Annotated in this window: 16 protein-coding genes, 2 tRNA genes and 1 pseudogene; 18 read left to right on the top strand and 1 reads right to left on the bottom strand. The window is 60.4% G+C overall.

Features of this window, described 5'->3' with window-relative positions:
* Nucleotides 1-17: 17 nt before the first annotated feature.
* From carB to N5J71_RS15060, 3 genes are read left to right on the top strand one after another with little or no spacing between them, the layout of a single operon-like run.
* On the top strand, nt 18-3,239 hold the full coding sequence (gene carB, locus N5J71_RS15070) for a carbamoyl-phosphate synthase large subunit (RefSeq protein WP_074860147.1): 3,222 nt from the start codon (nt 18-20) through the stop codon (nt 3,237-3,239).
* On the top strand, nt 3,236-3,712 hold the full coding sequence (greA, locus tag N5J71_RS15065) for a transcription elongation factor GreA (protein WP_074860149.1): 477 nt from the start codon (nt 3,236-3,238) through the stop codon (nt 3,710-3,712). Before carB ends, greA begins: the two co-directional genes overlap by 4 nt.
* The gene (locus tag N5J71_RS15060) at nt 3,690-4,130 is read left to right on the top strand and encodes a hypothetical protein (protein WP_004424423.1); all 441 of its coding nucleotides are present in this window, start codon (nt 3,690-3,692) and stop codon (nt 4,128-4,130) included. Before greA ends, N5J71_RS15060 begins: the two co-directional genes overlap by 23 nt.
* 26 nt (nt 4,131-4,156) lie before the next feature.
* Here N5J71_RS15060 and yhbY read toward each other — a convergent pair whose 3' ends face one another.
* Nucleotides 4,157-4,468, bottom strand: a complete 312-nt coding sequence (gene yhbY, locus N5J71_RS15055; RefSeq protein WP_004424422.1) for a ribosome assembly RNA-binding protein YhbY — start codon at nt 4,466-4,468, stop codon at nt 4,157-4,159.
* Between the two features lie 90 nt (nt 4,469-4,558).
* On the opposite strand from yhbY, the pseudogene N5J71_RS15050 reads away from it, so the two are divergent.
* From N5J71_RS15050 to pnp, 15 genes and pseudogenes are all read left to right on the top strand, one after another.
* Nucleotides 4,559-5,163 (top strand): annotated as a pseudogene (locus tag N5J71_RS15050) (RlmE family RNA methyltransferase).
* Between the two features lie 172 nt (nt 5,164-5,335).
* Nucleotides 5,336-7,249: an ATP-dependent zinc metalloprotease FtsH gene (gene ftsH / locus N5J71_RS15045; protein WP_257597770.1), complete on the top strand. Its 1,914-nt coding sequence runs from the start codon at nt 5,336-5,338 to the stop codon at nt 7,247-7,249.
* A gap of 8 nt (nt 7,250-7,257) precedes the next feature.
* Nucleotides 7,258-8,109, top strand: coding sequence for a dihydropteroate synthase (gene folP / locus N5J71_RS15040; RefSeq protein WP_104729466.1), 852 nt, complete (start codon nt 7,258-7,260; stop codon nt 8,107-8,109).
* A 13-nt stretch (nt 8,110-8,122) separates the two neighbouring features.
* A complete protein-coding gene (gene glmM, locus N5J71_RS15035; protein ID WP_104729467.1) occupies nt 8,123-9,460 on the top strand; it encodes a phosphoglucosamine mutase in 1,338 nt (445 codons plus the stop codon).
* A 65-nt stretch (nt 9,461-9,525) separates the two neighbouring features.
* Complete coding sequence (tpiA, locus tag N5J71_RS15030) at nt 9,526-10,281, top strand: triose-phosphate isomerase (RefSeq protein WP_074860157.1); 756 nt, start codon at nt 9,526-9,528, stop codon at nt 10,279-10,281.
* Between the two features lie 3 nt (nt 10,282-10,284).
* The gene (secG, locus tag N5J71_RS15025; protein WP_279917163.1) at nt 10,285-10,662 is read left to right on the top strand and encodes a preprotein translocase subunit SecG; all 378 of its coding nucleotides are present in this window, start codon (nt 10,285-10,287) and stop codon (nt 10,660-10,662) included.
* 7 nt (nt 10,663-10,669) lie between these two features.
* A tRNA-Leu gene (locus N5J71_RS15020) sits at nt 10,670-10,755 on the top strand.
* Nucleotides 10,756-10,852: 97 nt separating this feature from the next.
* Nucleotides 10,853-10,929: transfer RNA gene (locus N5J71_RS15015), tRNA-Met, on the top strand.
* Between the two features lie 129 nt (nt 10,930-11,058).
* Nucleotides 11,059-11,517, top strand: a complete 459-nt coding sequence (gene rimP, locus N5J71_RS15010) for a ribosome maturation factor RimP (protein ID WP_004424406.1) — start codon at nt 11,059-11,061, stop codon at nt 11,515-11,517.
* 161 nt (nt 11,518-11,678) lie between these two features.
* On the top strand, nt 11,679-13,160 hold the full coding sequence (gene nusA, locus N5J71_RS15005; RefSeq protein ID WP_104729468.1) for a transcription termination factor NusA: 1,482 nt from the start codon (nt 11,679-11,681) through the stop codon (nt 13,158-13,160).
* Nucleotides 13,161-13,187: 27 nt separating this feature from the next.
* Nucleotides 13,188-15,674: a translation initiation factor IF-2 gene (gene infB, locus N5J71_RS15000; protein WP_084340908.1), complete on the top strand. Its 2,487-nt coding sequence runs from the start codon at nt 13,188-13,190 to the stop codon at nt 15,672-15,674.
* 111 nt (nt 15,675-15,785) lie between these two features.
* Nucleotides 15,786-16,175 carry a 30S ribosome-binding factor RbfA gene (rbfA, locus tag N5J71_RS14995; protein WP_013716991.1) on the top strand — a complete coding sequence of 130 codons (390 nt, stop codon included), beginning with the start codon at nt 15,786-15,788 and terminating at the stop codon, nt 16,173-16,175.
* Between the two features lie 2 nt (nt 16,176-16,177).
* Nucleotides 16,178-17,098 (top strand): tRNA pseudouridine(55) synthase TruB, encoded by a 921-nt coding sequence (truB, locus tag N5J71_RS14990; protein ID WP_279917162.1) that lies wholly within the window; start codon nt 16,178-16,180, stop codon nt 17,096-17,098.
* Between the two features lie 170 nt (nt 17,099-17,268).
* A complete protein-coding gene (rpsO, locus tag N5J71_RS14985; protein ID WP_074860168.1) occupies nt 17,269-17,538 on the top strand; it encodes a 30S ribosomal protein S15 in 270 nt (89 codons plus the stop codon).
* Between the two features lie 171 nt (nt 17,539-17,709).
* A complete protein-coding gene (gene pnp, locus N5J71_RS14980; protein WP_004424390.1) occupies nt 17,710-19,815 on the top strand; it encodes a polyribonucleotide nucleotidyltransferase in 2,106 nt (701 codons plus the stop codon).
* The last annotated feature ends 109 nt before the right edge of the window (nt 19,816-19,924 follow it).

The raw sequence follows: 19,924 nt of genomic DNA, 5'->3' as shown, positions 1-19,924 counted from the left end.
GATTCGAGAGTAAGAAAATGCCAAAACGTACAGACATCAAAAGCATCCTGATCCTCGGTGCCGGCCCCATCGTCATCGGCCAGGCCTGTGAGTTCGACTACTCCGGCGCACAAGCGTGCAAGGCGCTGAAGGAAGAAGGTTTTCGCGTCATTCTGGTGAACTCCAACCCGGCCACCATCATGACCGACCCGGCCATGGCCGACGCCACCTACATCGAGCCGATCAAGTGGGCCACCGTGGCCAAGATCATCGAGAAGGAGCGCCCGGACGCACTGTTGCCGACCATGGGCGGCCAGACCGCGCTGAACTGCGCCCTGGACCTGGAAAAGCACGGCATCCTGGAGAAGTTCGGCGTCGAGATGATCGGTGCCAACGCCGACACCATCGACAAAGCCGAAGACCGTTCGCGCTTCGACAAGGCGATGAAGAGCATCGGCCTGGCCTGCCCGGTTTCCGGCATCGCCCACAACATGGAAGAAGCGTACGGCGTGCTGGAGCAGGTGGGCTTCCCGTGCATCATCCGTCCGTCCTTCACCATGGGCGGTACCGGTGGCGGCATCGCCTACAACCGTGAAGAATTCGAGGAAATCTGCGCCCGCGGCCTGGATCTGTCGCCGACCAGCGAACTGCTGATCGACGAGTCGCTGATCGGCTGGAAGGAATACGAGATGGAGGTGGTCCGTGACAAGAAGGACAACTGCATCATCGTCTGCTCCATCGAGAACTTCGACCCGATGGGGGTACACACCGGTGACTCGATCACCGTGGCGCCGGCACAGACCCTGACCGACAAGGAATACCAGATCCTGCGTAACGCCTCGCTGGCAGTGCTGCGCGAGATCGGCGTGGAGACCGGCGGTTCCAACGTGCAGTTCGGCATCTGCCCGAACACCGGTCGTATGGTCGTCATCGAAATGAACCCGCGTGTATCGCGTAGCTCGGCGCTGGCCTCCAAGGCCACCGGCTTCCCGATCGCCAAGATTGCCGCCAAGCTGGCTGTCGGCTACACCCTCGATGAGCTGTCCAACGACATCACCGGCGGGCGTACCCCGGCGTCGTTCGAGCCGGCGATCGACTACGTGGTGACCAAGGTGCCGCGCTTCGCCTTCGAGAAATTCCCGAAAGCCGACGCCCGCCTGACCACTCAGATGAAATCCGTGGGCGAAGTCATGGCCATCGGCCGTACCTTCCAGGAGTCCATGCAGAAAGCCCTGCGCGGCCTGGAAGTGGGCGTTGCCGGCTTCGATCCGAAGCTCGACCTGAACGACCCGGAGGCTGAAAGCACTCTGCGTCGCGAGCTGACCGTGCCCAGTGCCGACCGCATCTGGTACGTGGCCGATGCCTTCCGCGCCGGCAAGAGCGTCGCCGAAGTGTTCGAGCTGACCCGTATCGACGAGTGGTTCCTGGTGCAGATCGAAGATCTGATCAAGGACGAGGCTACCGTGCAGACCTTGGGTCTGTCGGCCATCGACCGTGACCTGATGTTCAAGCTCAAGCGTAAGGGCTTCTCCGATGCGCGCCTGGCCAAGCTGCTGGGTGTGTCCGAGAAGAGCCTGCGTGCTCATCGTCACAAGCTGAAAGTGCTGCCGGTGTACAAGCGTGTGGACACCTGCGCCGCCGAATTCGCCACTGACACCGCCTACATGTACTCGACCTACGAGGAAGAGTGTGAGGCCAATCCGTCGAGCCGCGAGAAGATCATGATCCTCGGCGGTGGCCCCAACCGTATCGGCCAAGGCATCGAGTTCGACTACTGCTGCGTACACGCCGCGCTGGCCATGCGTGAAGACGGTTACGAGACCATCATGGTCAACTGCAACCCGGAAACTGTCTCCACCGACTACGACACCTCCGATCGCCTCTACTTCGAGCCAGTGACACTGGAAGACGTGCTGGAAATCGTCCGCGTCGAACAGCCGAAAGGCGTGATCGTGCAGTACGGCGGCCAGACGCCGCTGAAGATCTGCCGCGCCCTGGAAGAAGCGGGCGTGCCGATCATCGGCACCAGCCCCGAGGCCATCGACCGCGCCGAAGACCGCGAGCGCTTCCAGCAGATGGTGCAGCGCCTCAACCTGCGTCAGCCGGCCAACGCCACTGCGCGCAGCGAAGACGAGGCCCTGGCCCTGTCGAAGAACATCGGTTACCCGATGGTGGTGCGTCCGTCCTACGTGCTGGGCGGCCGGGCGATGGAAATCGTCTACCAGGAAGAAGAACTCAAGCGCTACATGCGCGAAGCGGTGAAAGTGTCCAACGACAGCCCGGTGCTGCTGGATCGCTTCCTCAACTGCGCCATCGAGGTGGACGTGGATGCGGTGTGTGACGGCGAGACCGTGGTGATCGGCGCGATCATGCAGCACATCGAACAGGCTGGCGTGCACTCCGGTGACTCCGCCTGCTCGCTGCCGCCGTACTCGCTGCCGATGCACATCCAGGACGAGATCCGCGAACAGGTCAAGAAAATGGCCCTGGAACTCGGCGTCGTCGGCCTGATGAACGTGCAGATGGCCGTACAGGGCGAAGACATCTACGTCATCGAAGTGAACCCGCGCGCCTCGCGTACCGTGCCGTTCGTCTCCAAGTGCGTTGGCGAGTCGCTGGCCAAGGTCGCTGCGCGCGTCATGGCCGGCAAGAGCCTGGCCGAGGCCGGTTACAGCAAGGAAATCATCCCGCCGTTCTTCAGCGTCAAGGAAGCGGTGTTCCCCTTCGCCAAGTTCCCGGGTGTCGACCCGATCCTCGGCCCAGAGATGAAATCCACCGGTGAGGTAATGGGCGTCGGTGATACCTTCGGCGAAGCCTTCGCCAAGGCGCAGCTGGGTGCCAGCGAGATTCTGCCGAACTCCGGTTGCGCGTTCATCAGCGTGCGTGAGGATGACAAGCCGGAAGCCGTTCAGGTCGCCCGTGACCTGGTCGCACTGGGTTTCGAGGTGGTTGCCACTGCCGGCACCGCCAAGGTGATCGAGGCCGCCGGTCTGCCGGTACGCCGGGTGAACAAGGTGACCGAAGGTCGTCCGCATGTGGTCGACATGATCAAGAATGATGAGGTCACCCTGATCATCAACACCACCGAGGGGCGTCAGTCCATCGCTGACTCCTACTCGATCCGTCGTAACGCCCTGCAGCACAAGATCTACTGCACCACCACCATCGCGGCGGGTCAGGCGGTCTGTGAAGCGCTCAAGTTCGGTCCCGAGAAGACCGTGCGCCGGCTGCAGGATCTGCATGCAGGAATCAAGGCATGAACAAGTACCCCATGACCGTCCAGGGCGCTCGCGCCCTGGAAGAAGAGCTGGCGCACCTGACCAAGGTGCGTCGCCCCGCACTGAGTCAGGCGATTGCCGAGGCACGCGAGCTGGGCGATCTCAAGGAAAACGCCGAATACCACGCCGCGCGTGAAGAGCAGGGCATGGTCGAGGCGCGTGTGCGTGATATCGAGGGTCGTCTGCAGAACGCGGTGATCATCGATGTCACTACCATCGAGCACACCGGCAAGGTGATCTTCGGCACCACGGTGGAAATCGCCAACGTCGACACCGACGAAAGCGTGACCTACCAGATCGTTGGCGAGGACGAAGCCGACATCAAGCAGGGCAAGATTTCTGTCGGTTCGCCTATCGCTCGTGCCCTGATCGGCAAGAATGAGGGCGATGTGGTGGCAGTGCAGACCCCCAGTGGCCTGATCGAGTACGAGATTGTCGAAGTCCGTCATATCTAAACCGCAACAACCGTCGCGGGCCGCTGCCGTTAGCTGGCAGCTGGCCCAGACTCTCTGGGTCGGCGGCTTGTGGTTGTTGCAGTTCGTCATTCTGCCGGCCATCGGCCAAAGCGGTCTGGCGCCTCTGCTGGTGCAGGAGATAGCCACGCGGCTGGTGCCGCTACTGGTCGGTCTGACAGCGGTATGCGTTGCGCTGCAGGCTTTTGCCTTGCTGCGCAGTGAAGGTCTGTCGAGTCTGTTGCGGGATATACGTGGGCAACTACTGCTGACCGTTGCGGCCATGGCCCTGAGCTACTTCGCTGTGCTGCGTTACTGGCCCGATGCCGAGCGCTGGCTGCGATTCAGTTACTTGGTGATGGCCTTTTGCGGTCTGTTGCTGGTACTGCAACCGGTTCCGGGTAAATTGCGCGGCGCCTGACGTCTGACAGGCGCTGCACGCAGCCGTCAGCCCTGGTAACGAATCACGTTGGATAGGTTGCGATTGGGCTTGGGGTTCTTGCGATAGAGCAGGGCGACCTTGCCAATCGACTGAACCAGTTCGGCGCGTCCACTTGCGCACAGGGCAGCGATGGCGGCCTGGCGATCCTCGCGTTCGGTGAGGCGCAGTTGTACCTTGATCAGCTCGTGATCGTTCAGGGCGCGATCCAGTTCGGCCAGTACGCCCTCGGTCAAACCATTGTCCGCCACGATCAATACAGGTTTCAGGTGGTGGCCGATAGATTTGAATTGTTTCTTCTGCTCTTGAGTGAGCGGCATAATCGTTAGTACCTAATTCGGTCAGGAAAACGGCGCTTATCTTACCCGAGCCCGCGCAGTTATTCATGATCCGTTGAGTCAGAGGTTTCAGTGGCACGTTCCAAGACCAGCCAGCGTTGGCTGAAAGAACATTTCGACGATCCTTACGTGAAGATGGCGCAGAAGGACGGCTATCGTTCGCGCGCCAGCTACAAGCTGCTGGAAATCCAGGAGAAGGATATGACTGTGGTCGACCTCGGCGCAGCGCCGGGTGGCTGGTCGCAGGTTACCAGTCGAGTGACCGGCGACAAAGGGCGTCTGATCGCCTCCGATATCCTGGAGATGGACAGCATTCCCGACGTTACCTTTATTCAGGGTGATTTCACCGATGACGCGGTGTTCGTGCGGATTCTCGAGGCTATCGGTGAAAATCCGGTCGACCTTGTTATTTCCGATATGGCCCCAATATGAGTGGGGTAAGGACTGCCGAGCAGGCGCGCGCGATGTACTTGTGCGAGCTGGCGCTGGATCTGGCCGGGCGGGTTCTACGCCCGGGTGGCGATTTCCTGATCAAGATTTTCCACGGCGAAGGTTTCGATGCGTATCACAAGCAGGTGCGTGAGACCTTCGATAAGGTGCAGATGCGCAAGCCGTTGTCGTCGCGCGATCGCTCGCGCGAGCAGTGCCTGTTGGCGCGCGGTTTTCGCGGGATGTGAGTTGAAACTGGTGTCCGCCCTGTCGGTCTCAGTTGCAGAAACCTCATAAAGGGTTACAGACGGTGCCTGCGGGGCGCGGGCGTTTGGTGTAAGTTAGTCGGTATATCATTGGTCGTCATGGGAAGCTCGCTTCGCCACGAGGCCTGCTTCAGAGGGTAGCTAATTGAACGACATGGCAAAGAATCTGATCCTGTGGCTGATCATCGCGGCGGTGCTGGTTACCGTGATGAATAACTTTTCCAGCCCGAGCGAGCCGCAGACACTGAGCTACTCGCAATTCATCGAGCAGGTGAAGGAAGGGCGTGTCGAGCGCGTGACCGTCGACGGTTACGTGATCACCGGCAAGCGTACCGACGGCGAGGGCTTCAGGACCATCCGTCCGGCCATCCAGGATGGCGGTCTGATCGGTGATCTGATCGACAACAATGTGGTCATCGAGGGCAAGCTGCCTGAGCAGCAGAGCATCTGGACTCAGCTGCTGGTCGCCAGCTTCCCGATTCTGGTGATCATCGCCGTATTCATGTTCTTCATGCGCCAGATGCAGGGCGGTGTTGGTGGCAAGGGCGGGCCGATGAGCTTCGGCAAGTCCAAGGCGCGTCTGCTTTCCGAAGATCAGGTCAAGACTACCTTCGCTGACGTTGCCGGGTGCGACGAGGCCAAGGAAGAAGTCAGCGAACTGGTGGAATTCCTCCGCGATCCGGGCAAGTTCCAGCGCCTGGGCGGTCGCATCCCGCGTGGCGTACTGATGGTTGGCTCGCCGGGTACCGGCAAGACCTTGCTCGCCAAAGCCGTGGCCGGCGAGGCGAAAGTGCCGTTCTTCACCATTTCCGGTTCCGACTTCGTTGAGATGTTCGTCGGTGTTGGTGCCAGCCGTGTTCGCGACATGTTCGATCAGGCCAAGAAGCACGCGCCGTGCATTATCTTCATCGATGAGATCGACGCCGTTGGTCGCCATCGTGGCGCCGGCATGGGCGGCGGTCACGACGAGCGTGAGCAGACCCTCAACCAGTTGCTGGTGGAGATGGATGGTTTTGAAATGAATGATGGCATCATCGTCATTGCCGCCACCAACCGCCCTGACGTTCTGGATCCGGCGCTGCTGCGTCCCGGTCGTTTCGACCGCCAGGTAGTCGTTGGTTTGCCGGATATCCGTGGTCGCGAGCAGATTCTGAAAGTGCACATGCGCAAGGTGCCGGTGGGTGACGACGTCAATCCGGCGGTCATTGCCCGTGGTACGCCGGGCTTCTCCGGTGCCGATCTGGCCAACCTGGTCAACGAGGCTTCGCTGTTCGCAGCCCGTGCCGGCAAGCGCCTGGTGGAAATGAAGGAATTCGAGCTGGCCAAGGACAAGATCATGATGGGCGCTGAGCGCAAGACCATGGTCATGTCCGACAAGGAGAAGCTCAATACCGCTTACCACGAGGCGGGCCACGCCATCGTCGGTCGTCTGGTGCCTGAGCATGATCCGGTTTACAAGGTGTCCATCATTCCGCGTGGTCGTGCGTTGGGCGTGACCATGTTCCTGCCGGAAGAGGATCGTTACAGCCTGAGCAAGCGCGCGCTGACCAGCCAGATCTGCTCGCTGTTCGGTGGTCGTATTGCCGAAGAAATGACCCTTGGTTTCGATGGCGTTACCACCGGTGCCTCCAACGACATCATGCGTGCCACGCAGTTGGCCAAGAACATGGTCACCAAGTGGGGGTTGTCGGAGAAGCTGGGCCCGCTGATGTATGCGGAAGAAGAGGGTGAAGTCTTCCTCGGTCGCAGCATGGGCAGCCAGGCCAGCAACGTTTCCGGCGAGACTGCCAGGCAGATCGATGAAGAAGTGCGTCGCATCATCGATGAATGCTACGCCACGGCCAAGAAACTGCTGGTAGAGAACCGTGACAAGCTCGATGCCATGGCCGAAGCACTGATGAAGTACGAAACCATCGATGCCGAGCAGATCGACGACATCATGAATGGTCGCGAGCCTCGTGAGCCGCGCGGCTGGGATGGTGGCGGTGACTCCGGTGCTCCGCAGGCCAAGGTCGACGAGCCAGATCGTTCTGAAAAGCCCATTGGTGGGCCGGCGGCCGAGCACTAAGGTTTCATATGTCTCAAGCGCAACACCCGAGCCGGCTACCCTGTGGTAGCCGGCTTCTTGATTTGTCCCGTCCGCAGGTGATGGGCATCCTCAATGTCACTCCGGATTCTTTCTCTGACGGTGGGCGCTTTACGGCGCGCGATGCTGCATTGCGTCACGCCGAGCAGATGGTCGCCGCGGGTGCGACGCTGATCGATATCGGTGGTGAGTCCACCCGCCCGGGCGCCCGTGCCGTTTCGCCGACCGAGGAGCTGGAGCGGGTCGTGCCAGTGGTCGAGGCCATTGCGCGTAATCTGGACGTGATCATCTCCGTGGATACCTCGACTCCGGCCGTCATGCGCGAAAGTGCGCGAGTGGGCGCGGGGCTGATCAATGACGTGCGCTCGTTGCAGCGGGATGGCGCTCTGGATGCGGCTGTCGATACCGGTCTGCCGGTGTGTCTGATGCACATGCGTGGTGAGCCGGGCAATATGCAGGACAATCCGCACTACCCGGACATCATCAGCGAAGTGCGTGATTTTCTTGTCGAGCGCATGGCAGCGTGCGCGACAGCCGGTATTCCCGCTGAGCGGATCGTGCTCGATCCGGGCTTTGGTTTCGCCAAGACCCTGGAGCACAATCTGGTCTTGTTCAGGCGCATGCATGAGCTTTCAGCCCTTGGGCGTCCCTTGTTGGTGGGTGTTTCGCGCAAAAGCATGATCGGCAAGGTGCTCGGTCATGAGGTTGGCGGGCGTCTCTACGGGAGTCTAGGATTGGCGGCGCTGGCCCTGACCAAGGGCGCACATATTCTGCGTGTGCACGACGTTGCTGAAACGGTCGATGTGGTGCGCATGATCGCTGCGGTCGAGGCAGCGCAATAACAAGGAAAGCATTATGGCTAGAAAGTACTTCGGCACCGATGGTATTCGGGGTCGTGTCGGGCAGTTCCCCATCACCCCGGATTTCATGCTCAAGCTCGGCTGGGCTGCCGGCATGGCGTTTCGCAAACAGGGCAAGTGCCGCATCCTGATCGGTAAGGACACGCGCATTTCCGGCTACATGTTCGAGTCTGCCCTTGAGGCGGGTCTGGCTGCCGCGGGCGCTGACGTGCAGTTGCTCGGGCCGATGCCGACTCCGGCCATTGCGTATCTGACGCGGACCTTTCAGGCTGATGCGGGCATCGTCATCAGCGCATCGCACAATCCGCACGACGACAACGGCATCAAGTTCTTTTCCAGCGAGGGCACCAAGCTGCCTGATGATGTGGAGCTGATGATCGAGGAACTGCTCGACCAGCCGATGACCGTGGTGGAGTCTGCTGCCATTGGCAAGGCATCGCGCATCAACGATGCGTCCGGGCGCTATATCGAATTCTGCAAGGGCAGCGTACCTACGGGTACCAATTTCAAGCACCTGAAAATCGTCGTCGACTGCGCCCATGGCGCCGCCTACAAGGTTGCCCCCAGCGTATTTCGCGAGCTGGGCGCTGAGGTCAAGGTCATGGCGGCGCAGCCGGACGGCCTCAATATCAACCATGAGTGCGGTTCGACGCATATCGCCGGGTTGCAGGCTGAGGTTCTCGCGCAGGGGGCTGACCTTGGCATTGCCTTCGATGGTGATGCCGACCGCGTATTGATGGTCGATCACACGGGGACTGTGGTCGATGGTGATGAACTGCTGTTCATCATCGCCCGTGATTTGCAGGAGCGCGGGCGCCTGCATGGCGGCGTGGTCGGTACCTTGATGAGTAACCTGGGGCTGGAGTTGGCGCTGGCCGAGTTGAATATCCCCTTTGTGCGGGCCAAGGTTGGTGATCGTTATGTGATCGCCGAGCTGATGGCGCGCAACTGGTTGCTCGGCGGGGAAAATTCCGGGCATCTGGTGTGTTTCCAGCACACCACTACGGGGGATGCCATCATTGCTGCGCTGCAGGTACTGGTAGCGCTCAAGCGTCGTGATCAATCGCTGGCCGAGGCGCGCATGGGCGTCAAGAAGTGCCCGCAGGTGCTGATCAATGTGCGCTTTTCCGGTGAGCTCGATCCGCTTGAGCATCCTTCGGTGAAAGAAGCCTGTGCGCGGGTTACCGAGCGTATGGCCGGGCGTGGTCGCGTGTTGCTGCGCAAGTCCGGCACCGAGCCTCTTTTGCGCGTGATGGTCGAAGGTGATGACGAAGCTGCCGTGCGCAGCTATGCCGATGAATTGGCTAAGATTGTTGCTGAAGTCTGTGCATGATTGCGCTTGCTACGCGCAGGGCTCTTGGGTAACATCTGCGCCCTCTTTGATCGACGAGGTAGAACATGCGTCGCCCCTTGGTCGCCGGTAACTGGAAAATGCACGGTACCCGCGCCAGCGTCGCAGAGCTGATTGAAGGGTTGCGTCAGCAGGACTTGCCTGCCGATGTCGAGGTCGCGGTGTTCCCCTCCAGTCTGCATATCGCTCAGGTCGTCGAAGGCCTGGATGGCAAGGCTGTAAAGGTTGGAGCGCAGGATTGCGCGGCGCAAGTCGAGCAGGGCGCCTTGACCGGTGAGCTTGCGGTCAGTCAGTTGGTCGATGGCGGCTGTGGGTTGGTGCTGGTGGGTCATTCCGAGCGTCGCCTGATTCTGGGTGAGAGTGACGAAGTGATCGTGCGCAAGTTTGCTGCAATTCAGGCTGCCGGCCTGGTGCCGGTGCTCTGTGTCGGTGAGACGCGTGAGCAGCGCGAAGCGAGTGAAACGCTGGATGTGGTGGGCGGCCAATTGGCTGCAGTGATCGATGCCCTGGGTGTCGAAGCGCTAAAGAATGCCGTAGTTGCCTATGAGCCTGTCTGGGCCATTGGTACAGGGTTGACCGCTACGCCTGAGCAGGCTCAGGAAGTGCACGCAGCAATCCGTGCGCAAGTTGCGCAGCTCGATGCTGGTGTCGCGAGCGGGCTGAGAATTCTTTATGGTGGCAGTGTGAAGGCCGCCAGTGCTGCCGAGTTGTTCGGCATGCGAGATATCGATGGGGGGCTCGTGGGTGGAGCCTCTCTGAATGCGGATGAATTCGGTGCGATCTGTCGCGCTGCAGGAAACTGAAGAATGCTGGAAACAGTCATTGTTGTTCTGCACCTGCTGGGTGCGATCGGGATTGTAGTGCTGGTGCTGTTGCAGCAGGGTAAAGGCGCTGACGCGGGTGCGTCGTTCGGTTCGGGTGCTTCGGCAACTGTATTCGGAAGCCAAGGTTCCTCTACCTTTCTGAGTAAGTTTACTGGTATACTTGCCGCGGCTTTTTTCATTACCAGCTTGGGTTTAGCGTTCTTTGCTAAAGAAAAAGCTGATGCACTGACTCAAGTTGGTCTGCCAGATCCAGCGGTTCTGGAAGTTCAACAAAAACCGGCTGTCGAAGGTGTGCCGGTGCTCGAAGAGCAAGCTCCAGCATCCGATGCTTCGGATGTGCCGGAGGCTCCAGGGCAGTAACAGTTTTGCCGAGGTGGTGGAATTGGTAGACACGCTACCTTGAGGTGGTAGTGGCCATAGGCTGTAGGGGTTCGAGTCCCCTCCTCGGTACCATACTCAAGAAAGCCCGCAGTTCGCGGGCTTTCTTGTTGCTGGAGTGTTTGGTTGACCCTTGCCAGGGGGTGGCCGTATAATTCCGGCCCAGCTTTGACGCGGGGTGGAGCAGTCTGGTAGCTCGTCGGGCTCATAACCCGAAGGTCGTAGGTTCAAATCCTGCCCCCGCAACCAGTTTCAGCAGGCCCCTTTTCAGGGGCTTTTTGTTAGCTGAAAGACAGTGTCCGTTGGTATTTACGGCGGATTGATGGGATGGGCGTTTCGCCCATTTTTTATTTGCACAGCATGCACGAGGGCCGTTAAGTGTCGAGCAAGCTAGAACAGTTGCAGGCCTTGTTGGCCCCAGTAATCGAGGCACTCGGTTACCAATGTTGGGGCATCGAGTTCCTGTCGCAGGGGCGTCATTCGCTGCTGCGTGTCTATATCGATAAAGCCGATGGCATCCTGATCGACGATTGTGAAATCGTCAGCCGTCAGCTCAGTGGTGTACTCGATGTCGAGGATCCGATTACCTCGGAGTACACACTGGAAGTTTCTTCTCCTGGCATGGATCGTCCGTTGTTCACCCTCGAACAGTTTGCGACGCATGCCGGTGAACAGGTGAAGATCAAGCTGCGTTCGCCTTTCGACGGGCGTCGTAACTTCCAGGGCCTCCTTCGCGGTGTGGAGGAGCAGGACGTGGTAGTTCAGGTGGATGACCACGAGTATCTGTTGCCGATCGACCTGATCGACAAGGCCAATATCATCCCCCGATTTGATTGAGATGCGGATTCTGTGGCGCTGCTGGACTGTCGATTGTCGGCGCAGCGCAAGCGACACAGATGGCGCGAAGGTAGCGCGGTAGCGCACGTATTTTGGCGCCGATGGCGTAAGCGTGACGCGGACTGTGCAGAACCAATGGATTGCGAAAGGCGAGGCGTACGATGAGCAAAGAAGTACTGCTGGTTGTTGAGTCGGTATCCAACGAGAAGGGTGTACCGGCCGGCGTGATTTTCGAGGCGCTGGAGCTGGCTCTGGCGACCGCGACCAAGAAACGTTTCGAGGACGAGGTCGATCTGCGTGTGTCGATCAATCGTCAGAACGGTAGTTACGAAACTTTCCGCCGCTGGACCGTGGTCGATGAGTCCGAGTTCGAGGACCCGGCCTATCAGGTGACCGAGGACATGCCGCAGGCCGTTGAGGCCAACGCCAAGATCGGTGACGTGCTCGAAGAGAAGGTCGACTCCATCGAGTTCGGTCGCATCGCCGCGCAAACCGCCAAGCAGGTCATCGTGCAGAAAGTGCGCGAGGCTGAGCGTGCTCAAGTGGTAGACGCCTACCGCGAGCGGCTGGGTGAGATCGTCTCCGGCACCGTCAAGAAGGTCACCCGCGACAACGTCATCGTCGACCTGGGCAACAACGCCGAGGCGCTGCTGGCCCGTGAAGACATCATCCCGCGCGAGACTTTCCGCGTGGGTGTGCGTCTGCGTGCCCTGCTCAAGGAAATTCGTACCGAGAACCGCGGCCCGCAACTGATCCTGTCGCGTACCGCGCCGGAAATGCTGATCGAGCTTTTCCGCATCGAAGTACCGGAAATCGCCGAAGGGCTGATCGACGTCAAGGCTGCCTCCCGTGATCCGGGTTCGCGCGCTAAGATCGCCGTACGCTCCAAGGACAAACGTATCGACCCGCAAGGCGCCTGCATCGGCATGCGCGGTTCGCGTGTCCAGGCCGTTTCCGGCGAACTGGGTGGCGAGCGTGTGGATATCGTGCTGTGGGACGACAACCCCGCGCAGTTCGTGATCAATGCCATGTCTCCGGCTGAAGTGGCTGCGATCATCGTCGATGAAGATGCCCATGCCATGGACATCGCCGTCGCCGAAGACAACCTGGCGCAGGCCATCGGCCGTGGCGGTCAGAACGTGCGCCTGGCCAGTCAGCTGACTGGCTGGACGCTGAACGTGATGACCGAAGCGGATATCCAGGCCAAGCAACAGGCAGAAACCGGCGACATCATGCAGTCCTTCATCGACGAGCTGGAAGTCGACGAAGAACTGGCTCAAGTCCTGGTCGAAGAGGGTTTCACCAGTCTCGAAGAGATTGCCTACGTACCCATGGAAGAAATGCTCAGTATCGACGGCTTCGACGAGGAGATCGTCAATGAGCTACGTGCACGGGCTAAGGATCGTCTGCTGACCAAGGCGATCGCCAACGAGGAGAAGTTGGCCGATGCCCATCCGGCAGATGATCTGCTGGAACTGGAAGGCATGGACAAGGCGCTGGCTCTCGAGCTCGCGCTGCGCGGCGTGATTACCCGTGAAGACCTGGCCGAGCAGTCGATCGACGACCTGCTCGACATCGACGGCATCGACGAAGAACGTGCCGGCAAGCTGATCATGGCCGCTCGAGCCCACTGGTTCGAATAAGCGGTTGCGGCCTGAGGAGAAAGATGCATGACGCAAGTCACGGTAAAAGAACTGGCCAAAGTGGTCGACACCCCGGTTGAGCGCCTGCTGCAGCAGATGCGTGAAGCCGGCCTGTCCCATGAAAGTGCCGAACAGGTAGTGACCGATAGTGAGAAGCAGGCCTTGCTGGCCCATCTCAAGAGCAGTCACGGCGACAAGGTCGAAGAGCCGCGCAAGATTACCTTGCAGCGCAAGACCACCAGCACCCTGCGTGTTGCTGGCAGCAAGACCATCAGCGTGGAAGTGCGCAAGAAGAAGACCTTCGTCAAGCGCAGCCCGGAAGAGCTCGAAGCCGAGAAGCAGCGTGAGCTGGAAGCTCAGCAGGCTGCTGCCGAAGCCGAGCGCCTGAAAGCCGAGGAAGAAGCCAAGCGCAAGGCCGAAGAAGAAGCCAAGCGTCAGGCAGCCACGGCGACCAGCCCAGCGTCCGCACCTGCTGCTGCGCCAGCTCCGGTCAGCGAGCCGGTTGTTGCCGCTCCGGTCGTCGACGCCGAGCGCAAGAAAGAGGAAGTGCGTCGCCCCGAGAAGGCGCGCAGTGACGAAGACGAGCGCCGTGAGCGCAAGCACGCACAGCACCGCCCGACCCTCAAGGAAAAGGCGCCGGCGCCGCGTGTCGCGCCGCGTAGTGTTGACGAAGAGAGCGACGGCTTCCGTCGTGGTGGTCGTGGCAAGGCCAAGATGAAGAAGCGCAACCAGCACGGCTTCCAGAGCCCGACTGGTCCTATCGTGCGTGACGTATCGATTGGCGAGACCATCACCGTTTCCGATCTGGCTCAGCAAATGGCCATCAAGGGTGCGGAGATCGTCAAGTTCATGTTCAAGATGGGCACCCCGGTGACCATCAACCAGGTGCTGGATCAGGAAACCGCTCAACTGGTCGCCGAAGAGTTCGGTCACAAGGTCAAGCTGGTCAGCGACAACGCCCTGGAAGAACAACTGGCCGAATCCCTGAAGTTCGAGGGTGAAACCTTCCATCGTGCACCGGTCGTGACCGTGATGGGCCACGTCGACCATGGTAAGACTTCGCTGCTCGACTATATCCGTCGTGCCAAGGTGGCTTCCGGTGAAGCCGGTGGTATCACCCAGCACATCGGTGCCTACCACGTCGAAACCGAGCGAGGCATGGTCACCTTCCTCGATACCCCCGGTCACGCTGCGTTCACCCAGATGCGTGCTCGTGGTGCCAAGGCCACCGATATCGTCATTCTGGTCGTCGCCGCTGACGACGGCGTGATGCCGCAGACCCAGGAAGCCGTACAGCATGCGAAAGCAGCCGGCGTGCCGATCGTGGTCGCGGTGAACAAGATCGACAAGCCCGATGCCAATCCGGACAACATCAAGAACGGCCTGGCCGCGCTTGACGTGATCCCGGAAGAGTGGGGCGGCGATGCACCTTACGTACATGTCTCGGCGAAGATGGGTACCGGTATCGACGAGTTGCTCGAAGCCGTGCTGCTGCAGGCTGAAGTGCTCGAGCTGAAAGCCACGCCGTCGGCTCCGGGTCGTGGTGTGGTGGTCGAATCGCGTCTGGACAAGGGCCGTGGCCCGGTGGCTACCGTGCTGGTTCAGGACGGTACCCTGCGTCAGGGCGACATGGTGCTGGTCGGCGTCAACTACGGCCGCGTGCGTGCCATGCTCGACGAGAACGGCAAGTCGATCAAGGAAGCCGGTCCGTCGATTCCGGTCGAGATTCTCGGCCTGGACGGTACGCCGGATGCCGGTGACGAGATGATGGTGGTGGCCGACGAGAAGAAGGCCCGCGAAGTTGCGCTGTTCCGCCAGGGCAAGTTCCGCGAGGTCAAGCTCGCCCGTGCTCACGCCGGCAAGCTGGAAAACATCTTCGAGAACATGGGCCAGGAAGAGAAGAAGACCCTCAACATCGTCCTCAAGGCCGACGTTCGTGGTTCTCTGGAAGCCCTGCAAGGCTCGCTCAGCACCCTGGGCAACGACGAAGTGCAAGTGCGTGTGGTCGGTGGCGGCGTCGGTGGTATCACCGAGTCCGATGCCAACCTGGCGCTGGCTTCCAATGCCGTGCTGTTCGGCTTCAACGTCCGTGCTGACGCTGGTGCGCGCAAGATCGTCGAGGCCGAAGGCCTGGACATGCGCTACTACAACGTCATCTACGACATCATCGAAGACGTCAAGAAGGCGCTCACCGGTATGCTCGGCAGCGATGTTCGCGAGAACATCCTGGGCACCGCCGAAGTGCGTGACGTATTCCGTTCGCCGAAATTCGGCGCTGTCGCTGGCTGCATGGTCATCGAGGGCACCGTCTACCGCAACCGTCCGATCCGCGTACTGCGCGAGGACGTGGTGATCTTCGAAGGCGAGCTGGAATCGCTGCGTCGCTTCAAGGACGACGTTGCCGAAGTGCGCAACGGCATGGAGTGCGGTATCGGCGTGAAGAGCTACAACGACGTCAAGGTCGGCGACAAGATCGAAGTGTTCGAGAAGGTCCAGGTGGCGCGCAGCCTGTAAGCGCACCATGCCGATCATGCAACGCCCGGCCCCGCTCAAGCGCGGCCGGGCGTTTGCCGCTTTTACGTCCGCTGCCGGCTAGGCTGCAGACGAAGGAAAGGTAAGTAAGAAATGGCCAAAGATTACAGCCGTACCCAGCGTATCGGTGATCAGATGCAGCGTGAGCTGGCGGTACTGATCCAGCGCGAGATCAAGGACCCACGACTGGGTCTGGTAACCATCACTGCGGTCGACGTGAGTCGCGACCTTTCCCATGCCAAGGTGTTCATCACCGTGATGGGCAAGGACGACGATGCCGAGCAGATCAAGCTCAACCTGGAGATCCTCGGCGAGGCAGCTGGTTACTTGCGCATGCTGCTGGGCAAGTCGATGAAAGTGCGCACCATCCCGCAATTGCACTTCCAGTACGACGCCAGCATTCGTCGCGGCGCCGAGCTGTCGGCGCTGATCGAGCGCGCGGTGGCGGAAGACCGCAAGCATCAGGACGGCAGCGAGGGTTAAGCGTGGCGCAGGTCAAACGTATTCGCCGCAAGGTCGATGGCATCATCTTGCTCGACAAGCCGCGCGGCTTCACTTCCAACGCAGCCCTGCAAAAGGTGCGTTGGCTGCTCAATGCCGAGAAGGCCGGTCACACCGGTAGCCTCGACCCGTTGGCCACCGGTGTGCTGCCGCTGTGTTTCGGTGAGGCGACCAAGTTTTCTCAGTATCTGCTCGACGCTGACAAGGGCTACGAGACCGTCGCTCAGCTGGGCGTCACTACCACCACTGGTGATGCCGAAGGCGATGTTATCGAGCGGCGCCCGGTGACCGTCGGTCGCGCCGAGATTGAGGCGCTGTTGCCGCGTTTTCGCGGTGAAATCAAACAGATACCACCAATGTACTCGGCCTTGAAGAAGGATGGTCAGCCACTCTACAAGCTGGCTCGTGCGGGTGAAGTAGTGGAGCGCGAAGCGCGTTCTGTTACTATTGCGCGCCTGGAACTGCTGGCCTGCGAAGGCGAGCAGGCCCGTCTGGCGGTTGATTGCAGCAAAGGCACCTATATTCGTACGCTGGTCGAGGACCTCGGCCAGTTGCTCGGCTGCGGTGCACATGTCGCCAAGTTGCGTCGTACCAAGGCCGGCCCGTTCGATCTGGCGCGTACCGTGACGCTGGAAGAACTGGAGGCTGCACACGCCGAAGGTGGTAACGAGGCGCTGGATCGCTTCCTGCTACCGGCCGATAGCGGTCTGCAGGACTGGCCGCTGCTGCAGTTCTCCGAGCACAGTGCGTTCTACTGGTTGCAAGGGCAGCCGGTGCGAGCGCCGGAAGCACCGAAGTTCGGCATGGTGCGGGTGCAGGATCACAATGGTCGCTTCATCGGCATCGGTGAAGTGAGTGACGATGGGCGTATCGCCCCGCGTCGATTGATTTATACCGGTGCGTAGCACCGAACGGTTCGGCCGAGAAGGCTGAAAGCCTGATGCTGACGACGTCGTCATCAGGTGCTGCGAGGGTGGCTGTTAGTAGGCACGGTCATACCTCTTTTTAAAACACGGGGAGCGATTCCCGGCCTATTGAGACTGCTTCGGCAGTTTCCAGATGAGAGGAAGCCAACATGGCACTCAGCGTTGAAGAAAAAGCCCAGATCGTTAACGACTACAAGCAAGCTGAAGGCGATACCGGTAGCCCGGAAGTGCAGGTTGCCCTGCTGACCGCCAACATCAACAAGCTGCAAGGCCACTTCAAGGCCAACGGTAAAGATCACCACAGCCGTCGTGGTCTGATCCGTATGGTGAACCAGCGTCGTAAGCTGCTGGACTACCTGAAGGGTAAAGACTCCAGTCGTTACAGCGCCCTGATCGGTCGCCTGGGCCTGCGTCGTTAATAGACGCGAGCTGCACAAGTTGGAAGCTGGGAGTTCGGCGTCGCGAGTGGGGAGTGATCCTCACCTCGTGGCGCTGGGCTTCCAGCTTTTGGCTTTTCGAGGGATGCACCGGGTCCGACTCCCGCGCTTCTTTCCAATTTCCCCCAAGGCAACAAAGAGAAGGAAAACACCGTGAACCCGGTAATCAAGAAATTCCAGTTCGGTCAGTCGACCGTTACCCTCGAGACTGGCCGTATCGCCCGTCAGGCTTCCGGCGCCGTGCTGGTCACTGTCGATGACGACGTCAGCGTGCTGGTCACCGTGGTAGGCGCCAAGAGCGCCGACCCGAGCAAGGGCTTCTTCCCGCTCTCCGTTCACTATCAGGAAAAGACCTACGCAGCCGGCAAGATCCCTGGCGGTTTCTTCAAGCGTGAAGCGCGTCCTTCCGAGAAAGAAACCCTGACCTCGCGCCTGATCGACCGTCCGATCCGCCCGCTGTTCCCGGAAGGTTTCCAGAACGAAGTGCAGGTCATCTGCACCGTGGTTTCCACCAGCAAGAAGACCGATCCGGACATCGCGGCGATGATCGGTACCTCGGCCGCTCTGGCCATCTCCGGTATCCCGTTCAACGGCCCGATCGGTGCCGCGCGCGTCGCCTTCCATCCGGAAACTGGCTACCTGCTGAACCCGAATTACGAGCAGCTCAAGGCCTCCAGCCTGGACATGGTCGTGGCCGGTACCAAGGACGCCGTGCTGATGGTCGAGTCGGAAGCCAAAGAGCTGACCGAAGACCAGATGTTGGGCGCCGTGCTGTTTGCCCATGAGGAGTTCCAGGTGGTCATCCAGGCTGTCGCGGAGCTGGCTGCCGAAGCCGGAAAACCGACCTGGGACTGGCAGCCGAAGCCGGAAAACACCGCTCTGCTGAACGCCATCCGTGGCGAATTCGGCGAGGCGATTTCCCAGGCCTACACCATCACCGTCAAGCAGGATCGCTATGCGCGTCTGGGCGAGCTGCGCGATCAGGTCGTCGCCAAGTTCTCCGGCGAAGAAGGTCAGCCTACTGCCGGTGAAGTCAAGGAAGCCTTCGGCGAGATCGAATACCGCACCGTGCGCGAGAACATCGTTAACGGCAAACCGCGTATCGATGGTCGTGACACCCGCACCGTACGTGGCCTGAATATCGAAGTCGGGGTACTGGACAAGACCCACGGCTCGGCGCTGTTCACCCGTGGCGAAACCCAGGCGCTGGTGGTTGCCACCCTCGGTACCGCCCGCGACGCACAGCTGCTGGACACCCTCGAAGGCGAGAAGAAAGACCCCTTCATGCTGCACTACAACTTCCCGCCGTACTCGGTCGGTGAGTGTGGTCGCATGGGCGCCACTGGCCGCCGCGAAATCGGCCACGGCCGTCTCGCCCGTCGTGGCGTTGCCGCCATGCTGCCGAGCGCCGACGAGTTCCCGTACACCATCCGTGTGGTGTCGGAGATCACCGAGTCCAACGGCTCTTCCTCCATGGCTTCGGTGTGCGGCGCTTCCCTGGCGCTGATGGACGCCGGTGTGCCGATGAAGGCACCGGTTGCCGGTATCGCCATGGGCCTGGTACTGGAAGGTGAGAAATTCGCCGTGCTGACCGACATCCTCGGTGACGAAGATCACCTGGGCGACATGGACTTCAAAGTAGCCGGTACCGCCAAGGGTGTTACCGCGCTGCAGATGGACATCAAGATCCAGGGCATCACCGAAGAGATCATGGAGCAGGCGCTGGAGCAGGCGCTGGAAGCTCGTCTGAACATCCTTGGTCAGATGAACCAGGTCATCGCCCAATCGCGCAGCGAGCTGTCGGCTAACGCGCCAACCATGATTGCGATGAAGATCGACCAGGACAAGATCCGCGACGTCATCGGCAAGGGTGGTGCCACCATCCGCGCCATCTGCGAAGAGACCAAGGCTTCGATCGATATCGAAGACGACGGCTCGATCAAGATCTTCGGCGAAACCAAGGACGCGGCCGAGGCTGCCAAGCAGCGCGTGCTGGCCATCACTGCCGAAGCCGAGATCGGCAAGATCTACGTCGGCAAGGTCGAGCGCATCGTCGACTTCGGTGCCTTCGTCAACATCCTGCCGGGCAAGGACGGTCTGGTGCACATCTCCATGCTCAGTGATCAGCGCGTAGAGAAGGTCACCGACGTGCTGCAGGAAGGCCAGGAAGTGAAGGTACTGGTACTGGACGTGGACAACCGCGGCCGTATCAAACTGTCGATCAAGGACGTAGCTGCTGCCGAGGCCTCTGGCGTCTAAGCACGGTTCGCCTGTTCGAACGAGAGGGCTCCTGCGGGAGCCCTTTTTTGTGGTGCGCCAGGCATGGCGCGCAACCGTCCGCACCAGATACTGACGCCGCGCTTCGTAA

The sequence above is a fragment of the Ectopseudomonas oleovorans genome (genome assembly GCF_029845265.1).
GTDB lineage: Bacteria > Pseudomonadota > Gammaproteobacteria > Pseudomonadales > Pseudomonadaceae > Aquipseudomonas > Aquipseudomonas oleovorans.
This window is presented reverse-complemented; position numbering and strand designations above follow the sequence as displayed.

Bases quoted from the DNA above. Each gene is read 5' to 3' on its own strand.
- carB (WP_074860147.1), top strand. From the start codon at position 18: ATGCCAAAACGTACAGACATCAAAAGCATCCTGATCCTCGGTGCCGGC.
- greA (WP_074860149.1), top strand. From the start codon at position 3,236: ATGAACAAGTACCCCATGACCGTCCAGGGCGCTCGCGCCCTGGAAGAA.
- yhbY (WP_004424422.1), bottom strand. From the start codon at position 4,468: ATGCCGCTCACTCAAGAGCAGAAGAAACAATTCAAATCTATCGGCCAC.
- ftsH (WP_257597770.1), top strand. From the start codon at position 5,336: ATGGCAAAGAATCTGATCCTGTGGCTGATCATCGCGGCGGTGCTGGTT.
- folP (WP_104729466.1), top strand. From the start codon at position 7,258: ATGTCTCAAGCGCAACACCCGAGCCGGCTACCCTGTGGTAGCCGGCTT.
- glmM (WP_104729467.1), top strand. From the start codon at position 8,123: ATGGCTAGAAAGTACTTCGGCACCGATGGTATTCGGGGTCGTGTCGGG.
- tpiA (WP_074860157.1), top strand. From the start codon at position 9,526: ATGCGTCGCCCCTTGGTCGCCGGTAACTGGAAAATGCACGGTACCCGC.
- secG (WP_279917163.1), top strand. From the start codon at position 10,285: ATGCTGGAAACAGTCATTGTTGTTCTGCACCTGCTGGGTGCGATCGGG.
- nusA (WP_104729468.1), top strand. From the start codon at position 11,679: ATGAGCAAAGAAGTACTGCTGGTTGTTGAGTCGGTATCCAACGAGAAG.
- infB (WP_084340908.1), top strand. From the start codon at position 13,188: ATGACGCAAGTCACGGTAAAAGAACTGGCCAAAGTGGTCGACACCCCG.
- rbfA (WP_013716991.1), top strand. From the start codon at position 15,786: ATGGCCAAAGATTACAGCCGTACCCAGCGTATCGGTGATCAGATGCAG.
- rpsO (WP_074860168.1), top strand. From the start codon at position 17,269: ATGGCACTCAGCGTTGAAGAAAAAGCCCAGATCGTTAACGACTACAAG.